Source organism: Aquidulcibacter sp., assembly GCF_049239865.1.
GTDB lineage: Bacteria > Pseudomonadota > Alphaproteobacteria > Caulobacterales > Aquidulcibacteraceae > Aquidulcibacter.
In genome coordinates, this window is the sequence record NZ_JBMLTR010000144.1 from 41,491 (window position 1) to 56,319 (window position 14,829).

The following is a 14,829-nucleotide window of genomic DNA, read 5'->3' on the forward strand; positions in this document are numbered from 1 at the left end:
AGCGCTTTGCGGACGAACATTACCTAGCAACGGTTCGCTGTCATCTCCCGCTGGTTCTCGCGATGGAAGAACATGGCCTGGCTGATTGTCGCCGTTACCGTCTCTGGTAGGAAGGGCTTGGTGATTAAATAGGTCGGCTCAAGAGTCTCACCGCTGAGGAGGCGCTCAGGGAAGGCGGTGATGAAAATCGCTGGCACATCGCACATCGTTAGAATGTCGGCCACCGCATCAATCCCCGACGTGCCATCTGCCAAGCGAATATCGGCTAGGACCAGATCTGGTTGGGCTTGTTCGACCAATCGGACGGCTTCACGGCGGGTAGTTGCCACACCGATGACGCGGTGACCAAGGTCTTCCACCAAAGTCTGCAAATGCATGGCGATGATCGACTCATCTTCAATAATAAGGACTTGGCCGATCGATTCTGACTGTATGGCGGCGCGTGCCGTCTGGATTTCTTCGGCAATGTCAACGGCGGATTTCCCGAGCACAAGACCCGCTTCATCATGGCTAAAGCCCTCTACCGCAGTCAGAAGAAGGGCGCTGCGCTCTGGTCGCAACTTCGGGTCAAGTGCGGGCGCGACAGAGGTCCAAACCGCGTGGAACAGTCTAAACAATTCCACCTTCGGCGGATGGGCGGTGGAGATCTGGGTTGGAGCGGCCAAAATGGCCTCTAGCGCCGCGCGAACGCAGGCGTCCCCGCTCACTTGCGAACCGGTCATGGCGCGCGCATAACGGCGCAGGATTGGAAGGTGCGGTCCGAAATTGGCAACTGCTGACATGGAATTCTCCTCAAGGCTTGCTCCGCGACAACGCACATCTTGGAAATAAGTTCCCGTCCTATGGAACGATTTGAAACCGGCCGCGTTGGAACCCTATCTGGGGCGGCCTGAAACCTACCCCGACCCTGCTGAAGACTTGTTCGCGCCACCTCGATCCAGCGGGATCGGGATGCGCTTTATCACAGATCGGACCCGCTGCGTGACTCAGTCGCCACCGCCCCTAATTGATCCGCTGAACGACTCTAACCCGAACCCATGTTTGGAACTTGGCCCAGAACTTGGCCCAGACCTCATCGACGACCCAATCGTCGCGGGCCTGCGTACCTTATATCGCGAAGTCTTGGCTGAGCCTGTGCCAGACGAGTTCACGGATCTCCTTGCCCAGATTGATGCAGCCCTTGGCGCGATACCCGTCGATCCGGCCGCAGCGCCAAATGTTGAGACTGAAAAAGAGCCAGGCTCATGACCGGCGACCGTTTGCATTTTGCCCGTCGGGGTATTGCCGCCGTGCCGGTGAAGGTCCCTGAGGTCGATGTGGAGCAAGCCCGCGCCCTCGCTGCTGAATTTGCTTCGAAGCTCGTCTTGGTCATCCCCCCGTTACGGGCTTTCGCGCGTGGCCTGTGTGGGCGGGCCGATCTGGCTGATGATTTGGCACAAGAAGCCCTCGCGAAGGCTTGGGCGGCGCGCGCCAGCTATTTGCCTAACACGAACTTCAAGGCTTGGATCTTCACCATCCTGCGCAACCATTATTATTCTTGGTGTCGCAAGCAAAGGCGCGTTGCCCCGTGGGACCCTGATGCTGCCGATAAGCTGTTGGTGTGCGAGCCCGCGCAGCAAGGCCATCTGGCATTAGCCGAGTTAGCCGCAGGTTTGCAGGCTTTGCCGGCTCAACAACGCGAAGCCTTAATACTCGTCGGTGCTGGTGGATTTGCCTATGAAGAAGCGGCGCAAATCATCGGCTGCGCAGTTGGCACCGTAAAAAGCCGAGTGGCCCGGGGGCGCGCTTTTTTGCGGGACTTTGTCGATAGTCGACAGCGTGACCTCAGCCAAGCCAGACCAACAAGTGCGGAAGCCAGTCAGGCGATTTTAGGTGAACTCCGCCGTCTTGATCCCAACAGTCATTGATGTCGGCCCCACGTATTTCCGCTTTCTGGCGCAGGTGGTTTCAAAACCAGTCTTTGCGCAGCCTCTTGCTGGCGGCCGTAGGCGGGGCATTGGTTCCTGTGTTTCTGATCAGCTTTGGGCAGGCTTTTGCGCGGCTAGCCCATGACCGCGAAGTCGTCCAATCCAGTCTGACGGATCAAGTGTCGATTTCGGAAGAACAAGCCCGGCATGTCATTGAAACGGGTCAGCAGGCTTTGGTGCGCTTGGCTGACCGTCTTGATGTCCGGCAAGGAACACCTAAGTGCCGAGAAACTTTAGCGATTGCCTTGGTCGGTATGCCGTTTGTTTCAAACCTCGCTCGGATTGATCCTAAAGGAAAAATCCTATGCTCAGCCCATCCGATCCTTGTCACGGCAGATGTCAGTGATCGAACTTGGTGGAAGGAGCTATCGTCTGGTCCAGCTCTATCGGCCGCTGGTCCCTTAATCGACCGTGCGACTGGTCAGCCCAGTTTGGTCCTTGCGCTTGGCCTGGTGGACCAACAGGGAAAGCCAGAGGGCCACATAGCTTTCGGTGTGGATCTAAATCGATTGGAGCAGGACCTCAATCGCCGCATGCTCGACCGACGTGCGCAGTTGACCCTGATCGATGCCAAGGTGCTGGCGAGTGACCCACGTGCGAACGACCCCATTGAAGTTAGCCGCGACAGCCAAGGCCGCACTTGGTCGGCTGCTACTCAGGTCCTCGTACCAAAGCATTTGGCCATTCGCTATGCGATGCCAGATGAGGTTTTGTATTCATCGACCTTCTTTCATATGGCGACCGATATCGCCTTGCCATTGATCGCGCTCTTGTTTGCTGGGGCCGCGACGTGGTTTGCGATGGAATATTGGGCCATCCGCCCGATTGAGCGGCTTAGGCGCATTGCTAAGCATTATGGCGCGGGTCTTGTACCGGAAGATCATGTGGGCGACGCGTTCGAGCCGCAGGAATTGCTTGAGCTGCATGAAGAAATGGTCGCCATGGCTGCCCGCGTCGACCTACGGGACCGTCATCTCATTCAAATTGCCAAGCAAAAGGACGCTTTGGTTCGCGAGCTGCATCACCGGGTCAAAAACAATATCCAAGTCGTGTTGAGTTTGTTGAGTTTGCAGGCCCGTCAGCTTGAGACCCCAGAACAGCGCGCGCCCTTGGAACAGGTCCAAGCCCGGGTAACGGCCCTGGCATTGGTTCAGCGTTTGATCGTCGAAAGTGACGATCCAGCACATGCTTCGACCATTGATGTGCAGCTTTTGCTCACAGATCTATGTGCACAAATCCGCCGTAGCTATCCGGTTCAAATGCAACGGATCAAAATCGAGTGTGATTGCGATCCATTGCCGATTGCAACTGACTTGGCCGTGCCCATCTCCATGTTTGTGGTGGAGGCGCTGACCAATGCGATCATTCACGCTTTTCCCGGCGACGCGACTGGGCAGGTCCATGTTTCCTTGCGAGTCGATGCGCAAAAGCTGGTTTGCCTGCAGGTTTGCGATACCGGGGTTGGTTGGGCAGAAACGACTTCCAAGCTTGGTACTGGCCACAGTCTATTGACGGCGTTTGGACGCCAATTGGGCAGCAAGCTGACGCTCTCGCCTTACAATGGCGGCGGGTCTTGCGTCGGGGTCAGCTTCTTACTGACCAGCCTCTGAGCCGATCCGACCTAAGCGAAAAAGGGAACCTATGTTCGAAGCCAGCGTTTGATCTGCATGGCGTGGGCCATGTGGACCCACCTTCACGGAAAGGAAAACCGACATGCTACGTTGGTCGATAAGTTTCTTGATTTTGGCCTTGATTGCAGGGGTGCTGGGTTTTGGCGGCATTGCCAGTGCTTCAGTCGATATTGCCAAGATCCTCTTCTTCGTCTTTGCGGTTCTGTTTCTCATCAGTGCCATTGCAGCTGCCCTTCGGGGCAGGCTGCCGAGCTAGCACGATCCTCCCCTCTCACTTCGAATTGGAATTCAACATGAAGACTCTCACATTTGGCCTAGTCGCCTTGGCAAGCATCTTGGGTGCGTGCACCACGACCGGCAATATGGAACGTAACGCAGGGGCCGGTGCCGCGATTGGTGCGCTCGCCGGGGCGGTCATTGGCAATAATACTGGCAGTGGCGATGCCGGGAATGGCGCTGTCGTTGGTGCCGTCATTGGCGGTACGGCGGGTGCTGTGCGTGGCTATAGCTTGGATCAACGACGCGATGAATGCGCCACAGCTCAGCGTGGACCTACCTACCGGGATCGCAATGGTTCCTATTATTACGTCATCCCCGGTACCAACCGCACATGCTGGTCGCGCAACCAGACCCCGCGCGGTCTGTAAGCCCTATTGCCCCTTCCCTTTCGGGGAGGGGCATCCCTTCAAACTCACTAAAACGATATCCCGCCAAACAGACAACTCCCCCACCAAGGTGAGGGAGTTGGGCCGGTTTGGCTTTTTCTGTTGTTGACGCACCCCAAAAATTAGCCGTCGCGCCCGGGGTGGAGCGCGACGGCCAAGACCAAGTAACAAACAGGGGGATCACAGTGGGGACTGCGGTGTTTGTTCTCCCGGTTCAGGCCCACATGACGTCTAACAAGAGGACCATGTCAGAAGTCGATGGGCATGAATTACTAGCTTCCAGAGCGATCTGTCATGTCGCGTGGGCGACCGGATTCCCATTTACTGACCTGCTTTTCAGCCTCTTCTTTGGTGATGCCATAGCGCTCTTGCACGGCACCTTTCAGCTTTTGCAGATCGCCGCTAACGCGCATGAAATCATCGTCGGTCAGCTTGCCCCATTCGGACTTGGCTGCGCCGATGAATTGATCGAATTGGCCTTTGATGGTGTCGTTGTTCATGATCTTCGCCTTTGGTTGGGAGGTATGGATGAAACGCTCTAAGCGGCATCTGGTTCCCGGCTCAGCCCATCTTCATAGCGTGTCTTGGCCATCGACCAGTCTGCCAACTGCCCAAAGAAACCATCAATCCAACCAGCTCTGTCGGACGCCCTGTCGAGATAATAGGCATGCTCCCAGATGTCGCAGACCAGTAGTGCGACCAAACTGGGGTCATCCAGAAGTGTCTCGGCATCGCGTGTCAGCTCCAATCGGACCGCACCTTCATGGTCGGCGACCAGCCAGATCCAGCCAGATCCAACCCTGCTTTTGCCTAAGGCAATGGCGGCGTCGGTGAAGCCCGCGAAATCACCGAACTTGCCATTGATGGCGATCTCGAGACTGCCGTCCGGACGGGTGAGGCCGGCGGCTTGGTGGCAGGTCCAGAAAAAGCCGTGATTGAGGGCTTGACCGGCTTGTTCCAAGAGACCGTGGGCTTCAATGCTGCGGGCAAAGCTGATCACTTCGACGGCCGTTTCGAACTTTTTGGCCATGGGCTCCATCAATCGGTTCGCTCCATCCACATAAGCTTGGTGGTGCTTGCCCAAGTGGACACCCAAAGTTTCGGCCCCAGTGATTGGTACCAAAGCCGTAACCTCGAAGGGCAGCGTGGGCAGGACAAAGGTTCCGGACGATCGGTTGAAGACACCGAAGGATTCATCGGGGGAAAGGGTGTGACCTTCAAGCGACATCGGAGCCTCCAAGTTGGCTCAGGGTTTCGCAAAAGGGCGTGATGCGCGGGTGCGCCTCAGTAAACTCCCAGCGGTCAAAGTCTTGGTCATAGAGTTTTAGAATGGAGTCTGGCGCTAGGTCTTGAGGCGCTTTATCTGGGTGGGTTGCATCGTCGCTTGGCAGTTCGGGCATGCGTGTCTCCTGAGTGTCCCTTTGATCCATCTGATCCAGATTGAGTGGGCGTTGCTCTCGGTTAGGGTTACGCCCCCACCCGCACGCGGTTCCAAAAATATCTGTGTTCGCCTTTCTGAAAGGAACCCTTTTTTCGTGTTGGCGTTGATGGACTGATGCCGGCCTTTGCTGGCGTGATAAGGATCAAGTCCATGCAGCCAGCTCCCCCTGATGCTCCACGTACGACCATTCTGCCAAGCCTCGAGGGGCTATTGCGCTTTCTGCCGCAAACGGCTGAGCCGACCGACCGACGCGTCGCGATTGTTGGCACTTTTCCGCCGCGACGGTGCGGAATCGCAACCTTTACCGCAGACGTCCGGCGCTCTTTAAACCTGTTGGACGGCTGGGCCTGCGACCTTGTTCGCATCTTAGATGACGACGAAGCGCTGACGGAGGAGCCCGCGCTGTATCGTATCCGTCAGCATGTGCAAACCGACTATCGCAAAGCGGCTGATCGCCTCAATCATCTCGGTATCGACGTGGTGTCGATCCAGCATGAATTTGGGATTTTTGGCGGCATTGATGGCGCTTATATTCTCGACCTGATCGACCGTCTGACCGCCCCCGTAGTGATCACCATGCATACGGTGATCGAGACACCAACCCAAGGACAGCGTCATGTGGTCGCCGCCCTTTTGCGGCGTGCCGACCAAGTCATTGTGATGGCCAAGAAGGGCGCGGATTTGCTGAAAGACGTCTATGGTGCCGACCCAGCGAAGGTCACTATTTGTCCGCATGGCACGCCAGATCGGCCGTTTGCGCGCCCGGATTCCTTCAAAGCAAGTTTGGGCCTTAGCCCCTATAAAGTGTTATTGACCTTTGGCTTGTTGTCGCCGGGCAAGGGCCTTGAAACCCTCATTGCCGCCATGCCTCAAATTGTCGCCGCCCATCCAGACGCCCTGTATGTCGTCCTCGGTGCAACCCACCCCAACCTCAAACGGGTGGACGGAGAGGCCTACCGCGATGGTTTGATAAGACTAGCGGAAGATTTGGGCGTTGCGAACCACATCCGTTTTGTGGATGCCTTTGTCGATGATGCGCTTTTGCTGACCTATCTCAGCGCGGCAGACATCTATGTGACACCCTATTTGAACCAAGCCCAAGTCACATCCGGCACGCTGGCTTACGCGATTGCCTTGGGCAAGCCTGTCATATCCACGCCATTTTGGCACGCAACCGAATGGGTGGATGAGACGTGCGGTGCTTTGGTCGATTTTGGTGATTCCGCTGGCTTTGCTGCTGTCATTTCCCGCTTGCTCGAAGACCCCGCACAGCTTCTAGCAGCCGGGCAGTCGGCTTACGCCAAGGGCCGCACGACGATTTGGGAGCGCTCTGCCGAAGCCTATGCCGCCGCGTTTCAAACCGCGATCACCCGGCGTCAAGAACCGCATTTGCCGGCCCCCCGCCTGACAGATCAAAGCCTGCCGTCGCTCCTGGCGGTCCAGCGTGTGACCGATGCCTGCGGGATTATGCAGCATGCTTCCTATGGCATCGACAATCGCGCTCATGGCTATTGTATTGATGATGCGGTTCGCGCGCTCATCCTAATCCAGCGCTTTAGGGAATTAGGTCATAAGAACCATACGCTCGATCATTTAGAACGCACCTATGCAGCCTTTGTCCAACATGCTTGGAATCCGGACACACAGCGCTTCCGAAATTTCATGGGCTATAATCGTACGTGGTTAGAAGCAGAGGGTTCGCCCGACAGCAATGGTCGAACCTTCTGGGCGCTGGGTGAGACAGCTTGCTATGCTGAGCATGAGCAAGTTCGCTTGTGGGCTATCGCTCTTGCAAAAGAAGTAGGGCCATCGGCAGCAACTTTAGGATCGTTGCGAGCCCAGTGCTTCACGATCCTCGGGGCGGTCAGTCTGTTACATGGAGAGCCGCATAATCTGGCAGTCTATGACATGTTGGTGCAGCATGCCGAAGGCCTGATGGCGCGGTTTGAAACCCACAGCGCGCCAACTTGGCAGTGGCTGGAGCCCAGCCTATCCTATGACAACGCCCGCATCCCACATGCTCTGATCGCAGCTGGCGTTAGTCTCAGCCGACCTGACATGCTGGCTATTGGCCTCAAGACTTTGGCTTGGCTCGACACCATTCAAAAATCTCCCAATGGCTTTTTCCGAGCGGTGGGAAGTTCGACCCCCGCGACCGCATTCGCGCCGCCGCGACTGCTCGACCAACAACCGATTGAGGCCTGTGCGACGATTGATGCGGCCTTGGCTGCTTATGCCGCCACCAAACAGAGCAAGTGGCTGATCATGGCGCAAACCGCCCATGCGTGGTTCTTTGGCGAGAATGATAATGGCCTACCGTTGAGTGATCAGCGGGGCGGCTGTTTTGATGGCTTAACCGAGACAGGTGTCAATCGAAATCAAGGTGCTGAATCGATACTGGCGCTCCAAATGGCAAATTGCGCGATGGCGCGTGTGACAAGTGTTGGGATTAGCCCGCCAGCGCGCCCAATCGGTCTATCCATGTGATCCAATTATTGGAAGGCACGCTTCTTCCCGATCCGTCCTTGGTTGTGATCCGGCCGTTTCACATCGCGCCGGAGCCACGCGATTTGCACCCGACGCAACTGGCGCGGGCACGACGTATCTTTCACACGGTGGCCACGCTCGATCAAGAAACCTGTCTGCGTGCTCTGGCGCATGTGAACGCAGACTTTAAAGGGCGACACTGGGAAACCCGCAGCTTGTTTCTCGATCGCAGCCTTCGGATTTGTGAGGCGATTGCTGGCGATTGCGATACGCTGTCGTCGGCCCATCTGGAGCTGATCGGTGCCTATTTCTGCCTTGAATACGCTTATTGTGCCGCTGCAGTGACCAACCCGTCAATAGTCGCGCACCCCGATCAGACTGGCATGCGCCCTGGAGATTTGCGTTTCATCCTTTCGCTTCGCAACGTGGGGGAGGGGCATATCTCCTCTATTTCGTTTCGGGAAGGGATTTTGACCCGGGATGATACCTTGCAGATCTGGCCACAAACCAGCCCTACGCTGGCGGCCAACTCCATCGGACCTGACGCAGACGGTTTCGTTAATGTGCAGCGGCCGCCAACCGTTCCCATTTCAGCCGCCGTGATCTTTCCGGTCACCAATGCCCAGCGCAATGGACTCGAAGACCTTCGAATGGTGCGGTTTGAGGAGGAGGGGCAACCGTCAGCTTTCCATGGCACCTATACCGCCTATTCAGGATTGGAGGTGCGGTCAGAACTCATGACAACCGCCGACTTTACTGACTTTAAGCTACAACCCATGACCGGTACGGCCGTCACCGGAAAAGGTATGGCCCTATTCCCGCGCCGTATAAATGGGGCTTATGCCATGCTCGGCCGCTATGATGGTGAGAGCCATTTCTACATGCAATCTGACCAATTGCTGCATTGGGACAAGGGCGAGGTGATTGCCAGCCCAAAATATCTCTGGGACCTCGTCCAGACGGGTAATTGCGGATCTCCCATTGAATTGGATGAAGGCTTCTTGGTGCTAACACATGGGGTTGGGGCAATGCGCAAATATGCGATGGGTGCCCTTTTGCTCGACAAGACAAATCCGCGTGTGGTCCTAGGCCGTACGCCTGAACCCATTCTGGTGCCCAGCGATCGGGGCCGCAACGGCTATGTGCCGAATGTAGTCTATGCCTGCGGGGCTCTGCGCAATGGCAGCAAAATCCTACTTCCCTATGGGGTCTCAGATTCTTCCGTGGCCTTTGGCCTAATCGACATCCCAAAACTCCTTGAACAGCTTCACTAAAGTGCGTCGCCGGGAACCTGCAGGCGGCTCGGGCGTTGCCTTTCAGACAGCTTTGACTGCCCGTCGATAAAGGATATTCCTATGACAATTTTCAATTTTCAAAAAACCTATGCCATTTTACCGCTCTTGGTTCTGACCTTGGGCGCATGCTCCACCACCACCATTGAAGCGCCGAAGCCGCAAGCGGTCACGGTCGTGACAGCAGACCCCATTGTGATGACCGTGCCGGCAACCGGCCCTGGCGATGTCGCGACCGTGGCCGCTGGCTATGGCCAGTTCAACACCTTGCTAGCGGCAGCCAATGCAGCTGGCCTTTACGACCGCCTGACCATGTCGGGCCCGATCACCGTGTTTGCACCGACGGATCAGGCCTTTGCCAATTTGCCAGCTGGCACGTTGGAGAAATTGCTCAAGGTTGAAAATCGTGCCGCTCTGCGCCGTATCGTCTCTTACCATATCGTTAGTGGACGTGTGCCTTCGTCTGGCCTCATGGGCATCACCATGACCAGCCCAACTTTGGAAGGACATTCTGTGGCCATTGACGGTCGCAATGGCGTTCGCGTCAACAATGCGACCGTGGTGCAAGCCGACATTCCGGCGAGCAATGGCGTCATCCACGCCATTGACACCGTTTTGATGCCGGCAGACTTGCCTTATATCCGCTAATCCAAAATGCCCGACCTCTGTGCCCTTCCATGGGCACAGAGGCTGGGCTGCGGCTTAGAATTGCTTCTTCAGGCTGAGCTTATAGCTGCGGCCTTCGGGTTCTAAGAGTCCACTTTGATAGGCTGTTGGAACGAGCCCTGTCGAATTCGTGACCTTGCGCTCACTATCGGTCAGATTATTGATTTCAAACCTGATTTGTGCGCCGTTTAAGAAGGGCACCGCCATATTGAGTTGTGGCATCAAATCCGTGGATGCAAAGAGCGATAGGTCCAACGTGGCCTGATCATCGACGAACAGACGCTCCGTACCATATCCCGTCGCGATCTCTCCCTCGCCCTTCCAGACCGCAGCGAGACGTCCGCCAATACCCCGATAATTGAGGCCGCCGTCGAGGGTCAGATGATGTCTGCGCCCCATCTCCGTGTCCAGCGCACCGCCATCCAGCAAATCTAGCTTCACGCCGCTATTTTTCAGGATAAGCGTATCATCCAGGGTGTAGGCGTAATTCAAGCCAATGTTCCAGCGACCCCCAGGGATCTTGGCTGCTTGCATGAGTTGGTTGAAGTCTGGTGGCGTGCCGCCTGGTGGGGGCTTGAATCCGGGCGGTGGCGTAATGCCCGGGGGCAGGCCGCCGGGCAAAGTAGTAGCATCTGGGTTTGCATCCTGCGCCTTTTGGACCTTTGAAACAATGTCGCGCAGGAATTGCGGGGCTTGGCCAAAGTTGCGGCTATAAGATAGACCAAAGCTCACGGTCTCGGTTTGACGGTCACCCAGATTGAGGGCACGCGTGTCCTGCCCAATCAACGTCCCGGCACTATTGCGCTGATAGCGGCTTGAAAAGGCCGTCTCTGCGGCGCGGATATTGACCCCGATACTGCCGATGTAATCCTCAGTCTTGTTGCGGGCATAGGTCAAAGACAGATTGAGGCCATCAATTTGAAGCGGCGAGAAGCTGGCCCCCAAGATGAAGTCGCGTTGTTGTTCGGGGAGAAGGGCTCCATTGCCGCCGCGCGTTTCGTCGAGTCTCAGGCTTAGGCCTGTTCGTGCGTCATAGACTGATGCGGATGGGATATTGGTTTGAGGTCCGCCCAATTGCTCAAGGGTTGGAAGCTTCTCGCTGGTACTGTAACGGGTTGTGATCTGTAGCTCATTGGTGGGTGACCAATTGAGACCCGTTCCCCAGCCGCCAGAGCCACCAAAGTCGCTGCTGCTGCCCAGTTCGCCATTGAGCGTGAGAGATAGATCACCAAAGCGGCTTCCAGCTGCCTTTCGGCTTGCCAAAGGGATGGTAAAACTGCCGTTTACATCGACTTTGGTGCGGTCGAGGTCGTTTGAACCCGCAAGTAATCCGCGCGTATAGTCAGACTCCAGCCTTTCGGCGGATGCTTGTGTGCGCAGACTAAAGGCTCCCGTTCCCGCCAAAAGACCGGGCACAGGGCCTGCCAGCGTGCCGTCAAAGGATGCGCCTGTTAGCTGTTGATTGGTGCGGTCGCGTGCTCGCCCGTCGGCCCAGTCCGTCCGCGTGTTCTGGTCCTCAGAGAGGGCAGAGACAATCGCGGTCCAGCGGCGGTCTTTCACAACACCTTCCGCTGTCACCGAGGATTTGGCTTTGGTCGTCTCAGTGTCGCGCGCTAACCGCGACCCCGTCAGCGACCGGGACAGGATGGACTGGCTTGTCTCTGATTGAGCATCCACACCCATGGTCACATAGCCTTGCTCGCCCAAGCGGGCGACGGACTTACCCACGGCACCGGAGAAGCGATAAGTCTCGGTCTCAGGCAGGATACTCCGTATGCTGGGTATTCCGCCAGGCGACAGAGAAAGGCCAAGATCCTCTTCACTGACGCCGGAGGCTTTCTGGGCATCAAAGCTGAATACGGACCGGCCGTTCGTATCAATCCTCGTGCTGTCGAGGACCAGATCATAGGTCTCACGTTCAGCATCGGCGGACTGGCCAATGCCACCGGTGATGCCGTTGATTGAAAAGCGGCCGACTAAAATCAGATTGACGACCTTCTGATCGGCTGGGAAGCCGTATCGCAGCGCCACGTCTTCCGGATAGACTTCGACCCGGCGGATCGCGCGAACTGGGATAGCCCGAATCTCACTAAAGTCAGCGACCCGGCGGCCATTGACCAAGAGGATCGGCTTATTGTCGCCGCGTCGAGCGCCGCTTTGCGTTTGGGGCAAGAGCGTCAGCAAGAGCTCGGGCAGGCTCGTTGCGCCGGTTGTGCGGATTTCGAATGTGCCAATCACCAGCTCTGGCTTGACATCGCCGGGTACGCTCTCTGGCAGGCGCGATCCGCGCACGACCACGACCTCCATCGCGGGGTCCGCTTTTGGGGCGTCTGGAACGGACTGGGCGGCGCTAATTTGTGGGAGGCCCAGCGACAAGTAGAGGGCGGTTGAGGCAAGGCAGGCGGTGAGTTTCATAAGACCATCTCTTTTTCTAGGGGAGGGATGGTCTGGTCTTTAGCTCAAGGCATAAAGCGATGTGCGGCAAGGCTTTGTATAGATGTGGCAAAGTATGTCACGGCTGCTGACCGGCTCAAATCCGATCAAAATCAATGCGCATCAAGGTGCCACTTTCGCCGCTGCGGTTCTTAGCACTTAGCTTGGCTTTGTGCCCTTCGGCGATCGAGCGCACGATGGCCAACCCTAGCCCAGTACTGCCGTCGGCGCTGCGGGCTTGATCGCCACGCACGAAGGGCTCGCCCGGGGCTGCTAGCACTTCTGTTGGAAGACCCGGTCCCCAATCACCGACTTCGATTGCGGGGGTAGGGTCAAGTGAGACAATGACTTGGACGGGCCCTTCGGTGTGACGCAGGGCGTTGTGGATCAGATTGCGAATGGCACGGACCATATCATTTGACCGCGCCAAAATCCGCGCCTTCGGGTTCTTGGTAATCGTTAGTCGGCTTGCAGATTCCGGGTCGGCGTCAATCAAGCCTGCGACTGCCTTTTCAACCAACTCATCGAGATAAGCGATCTGCGTCGGCGCGGTCGCCAAGTCGCTGCGCGCGAGGAATAACGCGTCTTCGACAACTCGTTCAATTTCGCGAACTGACTCGCGCAAGCGATCTCGCGTCTCGTCATCGTCCACCAACTCTAAGCGAATGCGCATGGCTGTCACGGGTGTGCGTAAGTCATGGCCCAAGGCCCAAAGTGTTGCGCGCTGGCGGTCGAGCAATTGGCTGATCCGCTGGGCCATGCGGTTGAAGGCACCAGCGGCGATCCGAAGCTCCAGCGGCCCGCGAACTGGGACTGTTTCGATGCGCTGGCTCTGCCCAATATTTTCGGACGCGGCCGCCAAGGTGGTCAAAGGCTGGGTCATGCGCCCAATCAGGAAGCTGGTGCCAAAGGTGATCAACACGCCCGAGATCAGGGTTGCGATCAGGGCGGCTAGGGGTGGGGGCAGATCAGGCTGGATACGGATCAGAATGGCGAGAGGCTGTTGGTCGCGCGGTGTCAGGATTGCGCCTACCTCTGGCCCGCCCTTTTGGACCTGTTGAAAGAGGTCGCCAAAGGTGAAAGCCGAAATACGCGGTGTAAACACGCGCAAGCTGCTGCCCCCCGAAGTTGCCATGATCTGGCTGGCCAGCAGCGGGGCTTCCTGCCAAGCATTCGGGTCCGGGGTCCAAGTCGCGGCAGGGCGAATGCTGATGGTCTCGTCTAAGCCGACTACTTCGCCGCGCTCAAGCGATGTCACGACAGGTGTCAGGCGCGCTAGCGTTTCGGCATTGACGATCGTGCGGATGATTTCATTGCGGTCGCCAAAAAAGAAGACGACCGTTAGAATATTGGAGAGAACGACCGCCAAAACGGCCAGACCGCCAACTTGCAGAGCAAGTCTAGAACCAATTAGTTTTCGTCCGACCATGTCACGGCCTCCGCAAAGACATAGCCGCCGCCCCAAATGGTTTGAATAAAGCGCGGGTTCTTGGGGTCATCACCCAGCTTTTTGCGCAGACGGGAAATCTGCGTGTCGATCGCCCGTTCGCTAATATCCAAGCCATGGACGCTGGAGAGATCGAGCAACTGATCCCGAGAGAAAGCGATGCCTGGGCGCTGCACGAGGACCTGTAGAAGGCGTGCTTCAGTCGAGGACAACAGCATATGCGCGTCTCCGTCTCGCTGCAGGCGGAATTGCGTCGGGCTAAAGGACCAGTCGCCGAACAGGGCTTTCTTCATGCTGCCGGTCACACTGCCCCGCGGCGGCTGAACGGCGCGTCGGATCACGGCATCAATGCGCGCCAAAAGCTCGCGCGGGTTAAAAGGCTTAGGCAAATAGTCATCCGCCCCGATCTCCAGCCCCACAATGCGGTCCACATCTTCGCCGCGCGCCGAGATCAGAATGACGGGCGGTGACTGGCTGGGGATCAAGGATTTACAAAAGGACAGACCATCTTCGCCCGGCATCATGATATCGAGGACGATCAAATCGAACCGATTTACCTTCATCGCCTCACGCGCTTGCGTAACCGAGTCAGCTGTCGTCACGCGTCGGCCATGACGGCGCAGAAAGGCGCCAAGGCTGTCACGGATTTCGCGATGATCATCCACGATTAGAATGTGGGGGGTCTCAGGCGTAATCATAGGCGCGGGTTCCAAGTGGTGATGTCACATTTCCCCCTTCACCCCAGATCGCCGCCATATTCAATTGCCTTGTCACAGATTGTCACAAAATTGGGCTCAGGC

At 57.1% G+C, this 14,829-nt stretch carries 15 protein-coding genes; 8 read left to right on the forward strand and 7 right to left on the reverse strand.

Features of this window, described 5'->3' with window-relative positions; all coding sequences use genetic code 11:
- Positions 1-23: 23 nt before the first annotated feature.
- Entirely contained in the window at positions 24-782 is a 759-nt protein-coding gene (locus tag ACOVRA_RS10710) for a response regulator (protein ID WP_421720281.1), read from the reverse strand.
- Positions 783-852: 70 nt separating this feature from the next.
- Here ACOVRA_RS10710 and ACOVRA_RS10715 point away from each other — a divergent pair, with 70 nt between their 5' ends.
- The 5 genes from ACOVRA_RS10715 (at position 853) to ACOVRA_RS10735 (ending at position 4,245) form a co-directional block, all read left to right on the forward strand.
- Positions 853-1,248 (forward strand): NepR family anti-sigma factor, encoded by a 396-nt coding sequence (locus ACOVRA_RS10715; protein ID WP_421720282.1) that lies wholly within the window; start codon positions 853-855, stop codon positions 1,246-1,248.
- On the forward strand, positions 1,245-1,907 hold the full coding sequence (locus tag ACOVRA_RS10720; RefSeq protein WP_292933734.1) for a sigma-70 family RNA polymerase sigma factor: 663 nt from the start codon (positions 1,245-1,247) through the stop codon (positions 1,905-1,907). The genes ACOVRA_RS10715 and ACOVRA_RS10720 overlap by 4 nt, the downstream gene beginning before the upstream one ends.
- On the forward strand, positions 1,907-3,577 hold the full coding sequence (locus tag ACOVRA_RS10725; protein WP_421720283.1) for a sensor histidine kinase: 1,671 nt from the start codon (positions 1,907-1,909) through the stop codon (positions 3,575-3,577). Before ACOVRA_RS10720 ends, ACOVRA_RS10725 begins: the two co-directional genes overlap by 1 nt.
- A 103-nt stretch (positions 3,578-3,680) precedes the next feature.
- Entirely contained in the window at positions 3,681-3,854 is a 174-nt protein-coding gene (locus tag ACOVRA_RS10730) for a DUF1328 domain-containing protein (protein WP_290804887.1), read from the forward strand.
- A 37-nt stretch (positions 3,855-3,891) separates the two neighbouring features.
- Positions 3,892-4,245, forward strand: coding sequence for a glycine zipper domain-containing protein (locus tag ACOVRA_RS10735; RefSeq protein WP_290804890.1), 354 nt, complete (start codon positions 3,892-3,894; stop codon positions 4,243-4,245).
- A 290-nt stretch (positions 4,246-4,535) separates the two neighbouring features.
- Here the strand turns inward: ACOVRA_RS10735 and ACOVRA_RS10740 are convergent, their stop codons facing one another.
- Genes ACOVRA_RS10740 through ACOVRA_RS10750 form a run of 3 tightly spaced genes read right to left on the reverse strand, consistent with a single transcriptional unit; the run spans position 4,536 to position 5,663 of the window.
- Entirely contained in the window at positions 4,536-4,763 is a 228-nt protein-coding gene (locus tag ACOVRA_RS10740) for a CsbD family protein (RefSeq protein ID WP_421720284.1), read from the reverse strand.
- Positions 4,764-4,801: 38 nt separating this feature from the next.
- Positions 4,802-5,491 (reverse strand): superoxide dismutase, encoded by a 690-nt coding sequence (locus ACOVRA_RS10745; protein WP_421720285.1) that lies wholly within the window; start codon positions 5,489-5,491, stop codon positions 4,802-4,804.
- Entirely contained in the window at positions 5,481-5,663 is a 183-nt protein-coding gene (locus tag ACOVRA_RS10750; protein WP_421720286.1) for a hypothetical protein, read from the reverse strand. The genes ACOVRA_RS10745 and ACOVRA_RS10750 overlap by 11 nt, the downstream gene beginning before the upstream one ends.
- 191 nt (positions 5,664-5,854) lie before the next feature.
- Between ACOVRA_RS10750 and ACOVRA_RS10755 the strand changes: the two genes are divergently transcribed.
- From ACOVRA_RS10755 to ACOVRA_RS10765, 3 genes are all read left to right on the forward strand, one after another.
- The gene (locus tag ACOVRA_RS10755) at positions 5,855-8,191 is read left to right on the forward strand and encodes a glycosyltransferase family 4 protein (protein WP_421720287.1); all 2,337 of its coding nucleotides are present in this window, start codon (positions 5,855-5,857) and stop codon (positions 8,189-8,191) included.
- On the forward strand, positions 8,188-9,465 hold the full coding sequence (locus ACOVRA_RS10760) for a glycoside hydrolase family 130 protein (RefSeq protein ID WP_421720288.1): 1,278 nt from the start codon (positions 8,188-8,190) through the stop codon (positions 9,463-9,465). The genes ACOVRA_RS10755 and ACOVRA_RS10760 overlap by 4 nt, the downstream gene beginning before the upstream one ends.
- A gap of 81 nt (positions 9,466-9,546) precedes the next feature.
- Positions 9,547-10,131, forward strand: coding sequence for a fasciclin domain-containing protein (locus ACOVRA_RS10765; RefSeq protein ID WP_421720289.1), 585 nt, complete (start codon positions 9,547-9,549; stop codon positions 10,129-10,131).
- Positions 10,132-10,185: 54 nt separating this feature from the next.
- Here the strand turns inward: ACOVRA_RS10765 and ACOVRA_RS10770 are convergent, their stop codons facing one another.
- The 3 genes from ACOVRA_RS10770 to ACOVRA_RS10780 all read right to left on the reverse strand — a co-directional run bounded on the left by ACOVRA_RS10770 (position 10,186) and on the right by ACOVRA_RS10780 (position 14,727).
- On the reverse strand, positions 10,186-12,564 hold the full coding sequence (locus ACOVRA_RS10770; RefSeq protein WP_421720290.1) for a hypothetical protein: 2,379 nt from the start codon (positions 12,562-12,564) through the stop codon (positions 10,186-10,188).
- Between the two features lie 115 nt (positions 12,565-12,679).
- Positions 12,680-14,011 carry a HAMP domain-containing sensor histidine kinase gene (locus ACOVRA_RS10775; protein ID WP_292933722.1) on the reverse strand — a complete coding sequence of 444 codons (1,332 nt, stop codon included), beginning with the start codon at positions 14,009-14,011 and terminating at the stop codon, positions 12,680-12,682.
- A complete protein-coding gene (locus ACOVRA_RS10780; protein WP_290804913.1) occupies positions 13,993-14,727 on the reverse strand; it encodes a response regulator in 735 nt (244 codons plus the stop codon). The genes ACOVRA_RS10775 and ACOVRA_RS10780 overlap by 19 nt, the downstream gene beginning before the upstream one ends.
- Between the last annotated feature and the right edge of the window lie 102 nt (positions 14,728-14,829).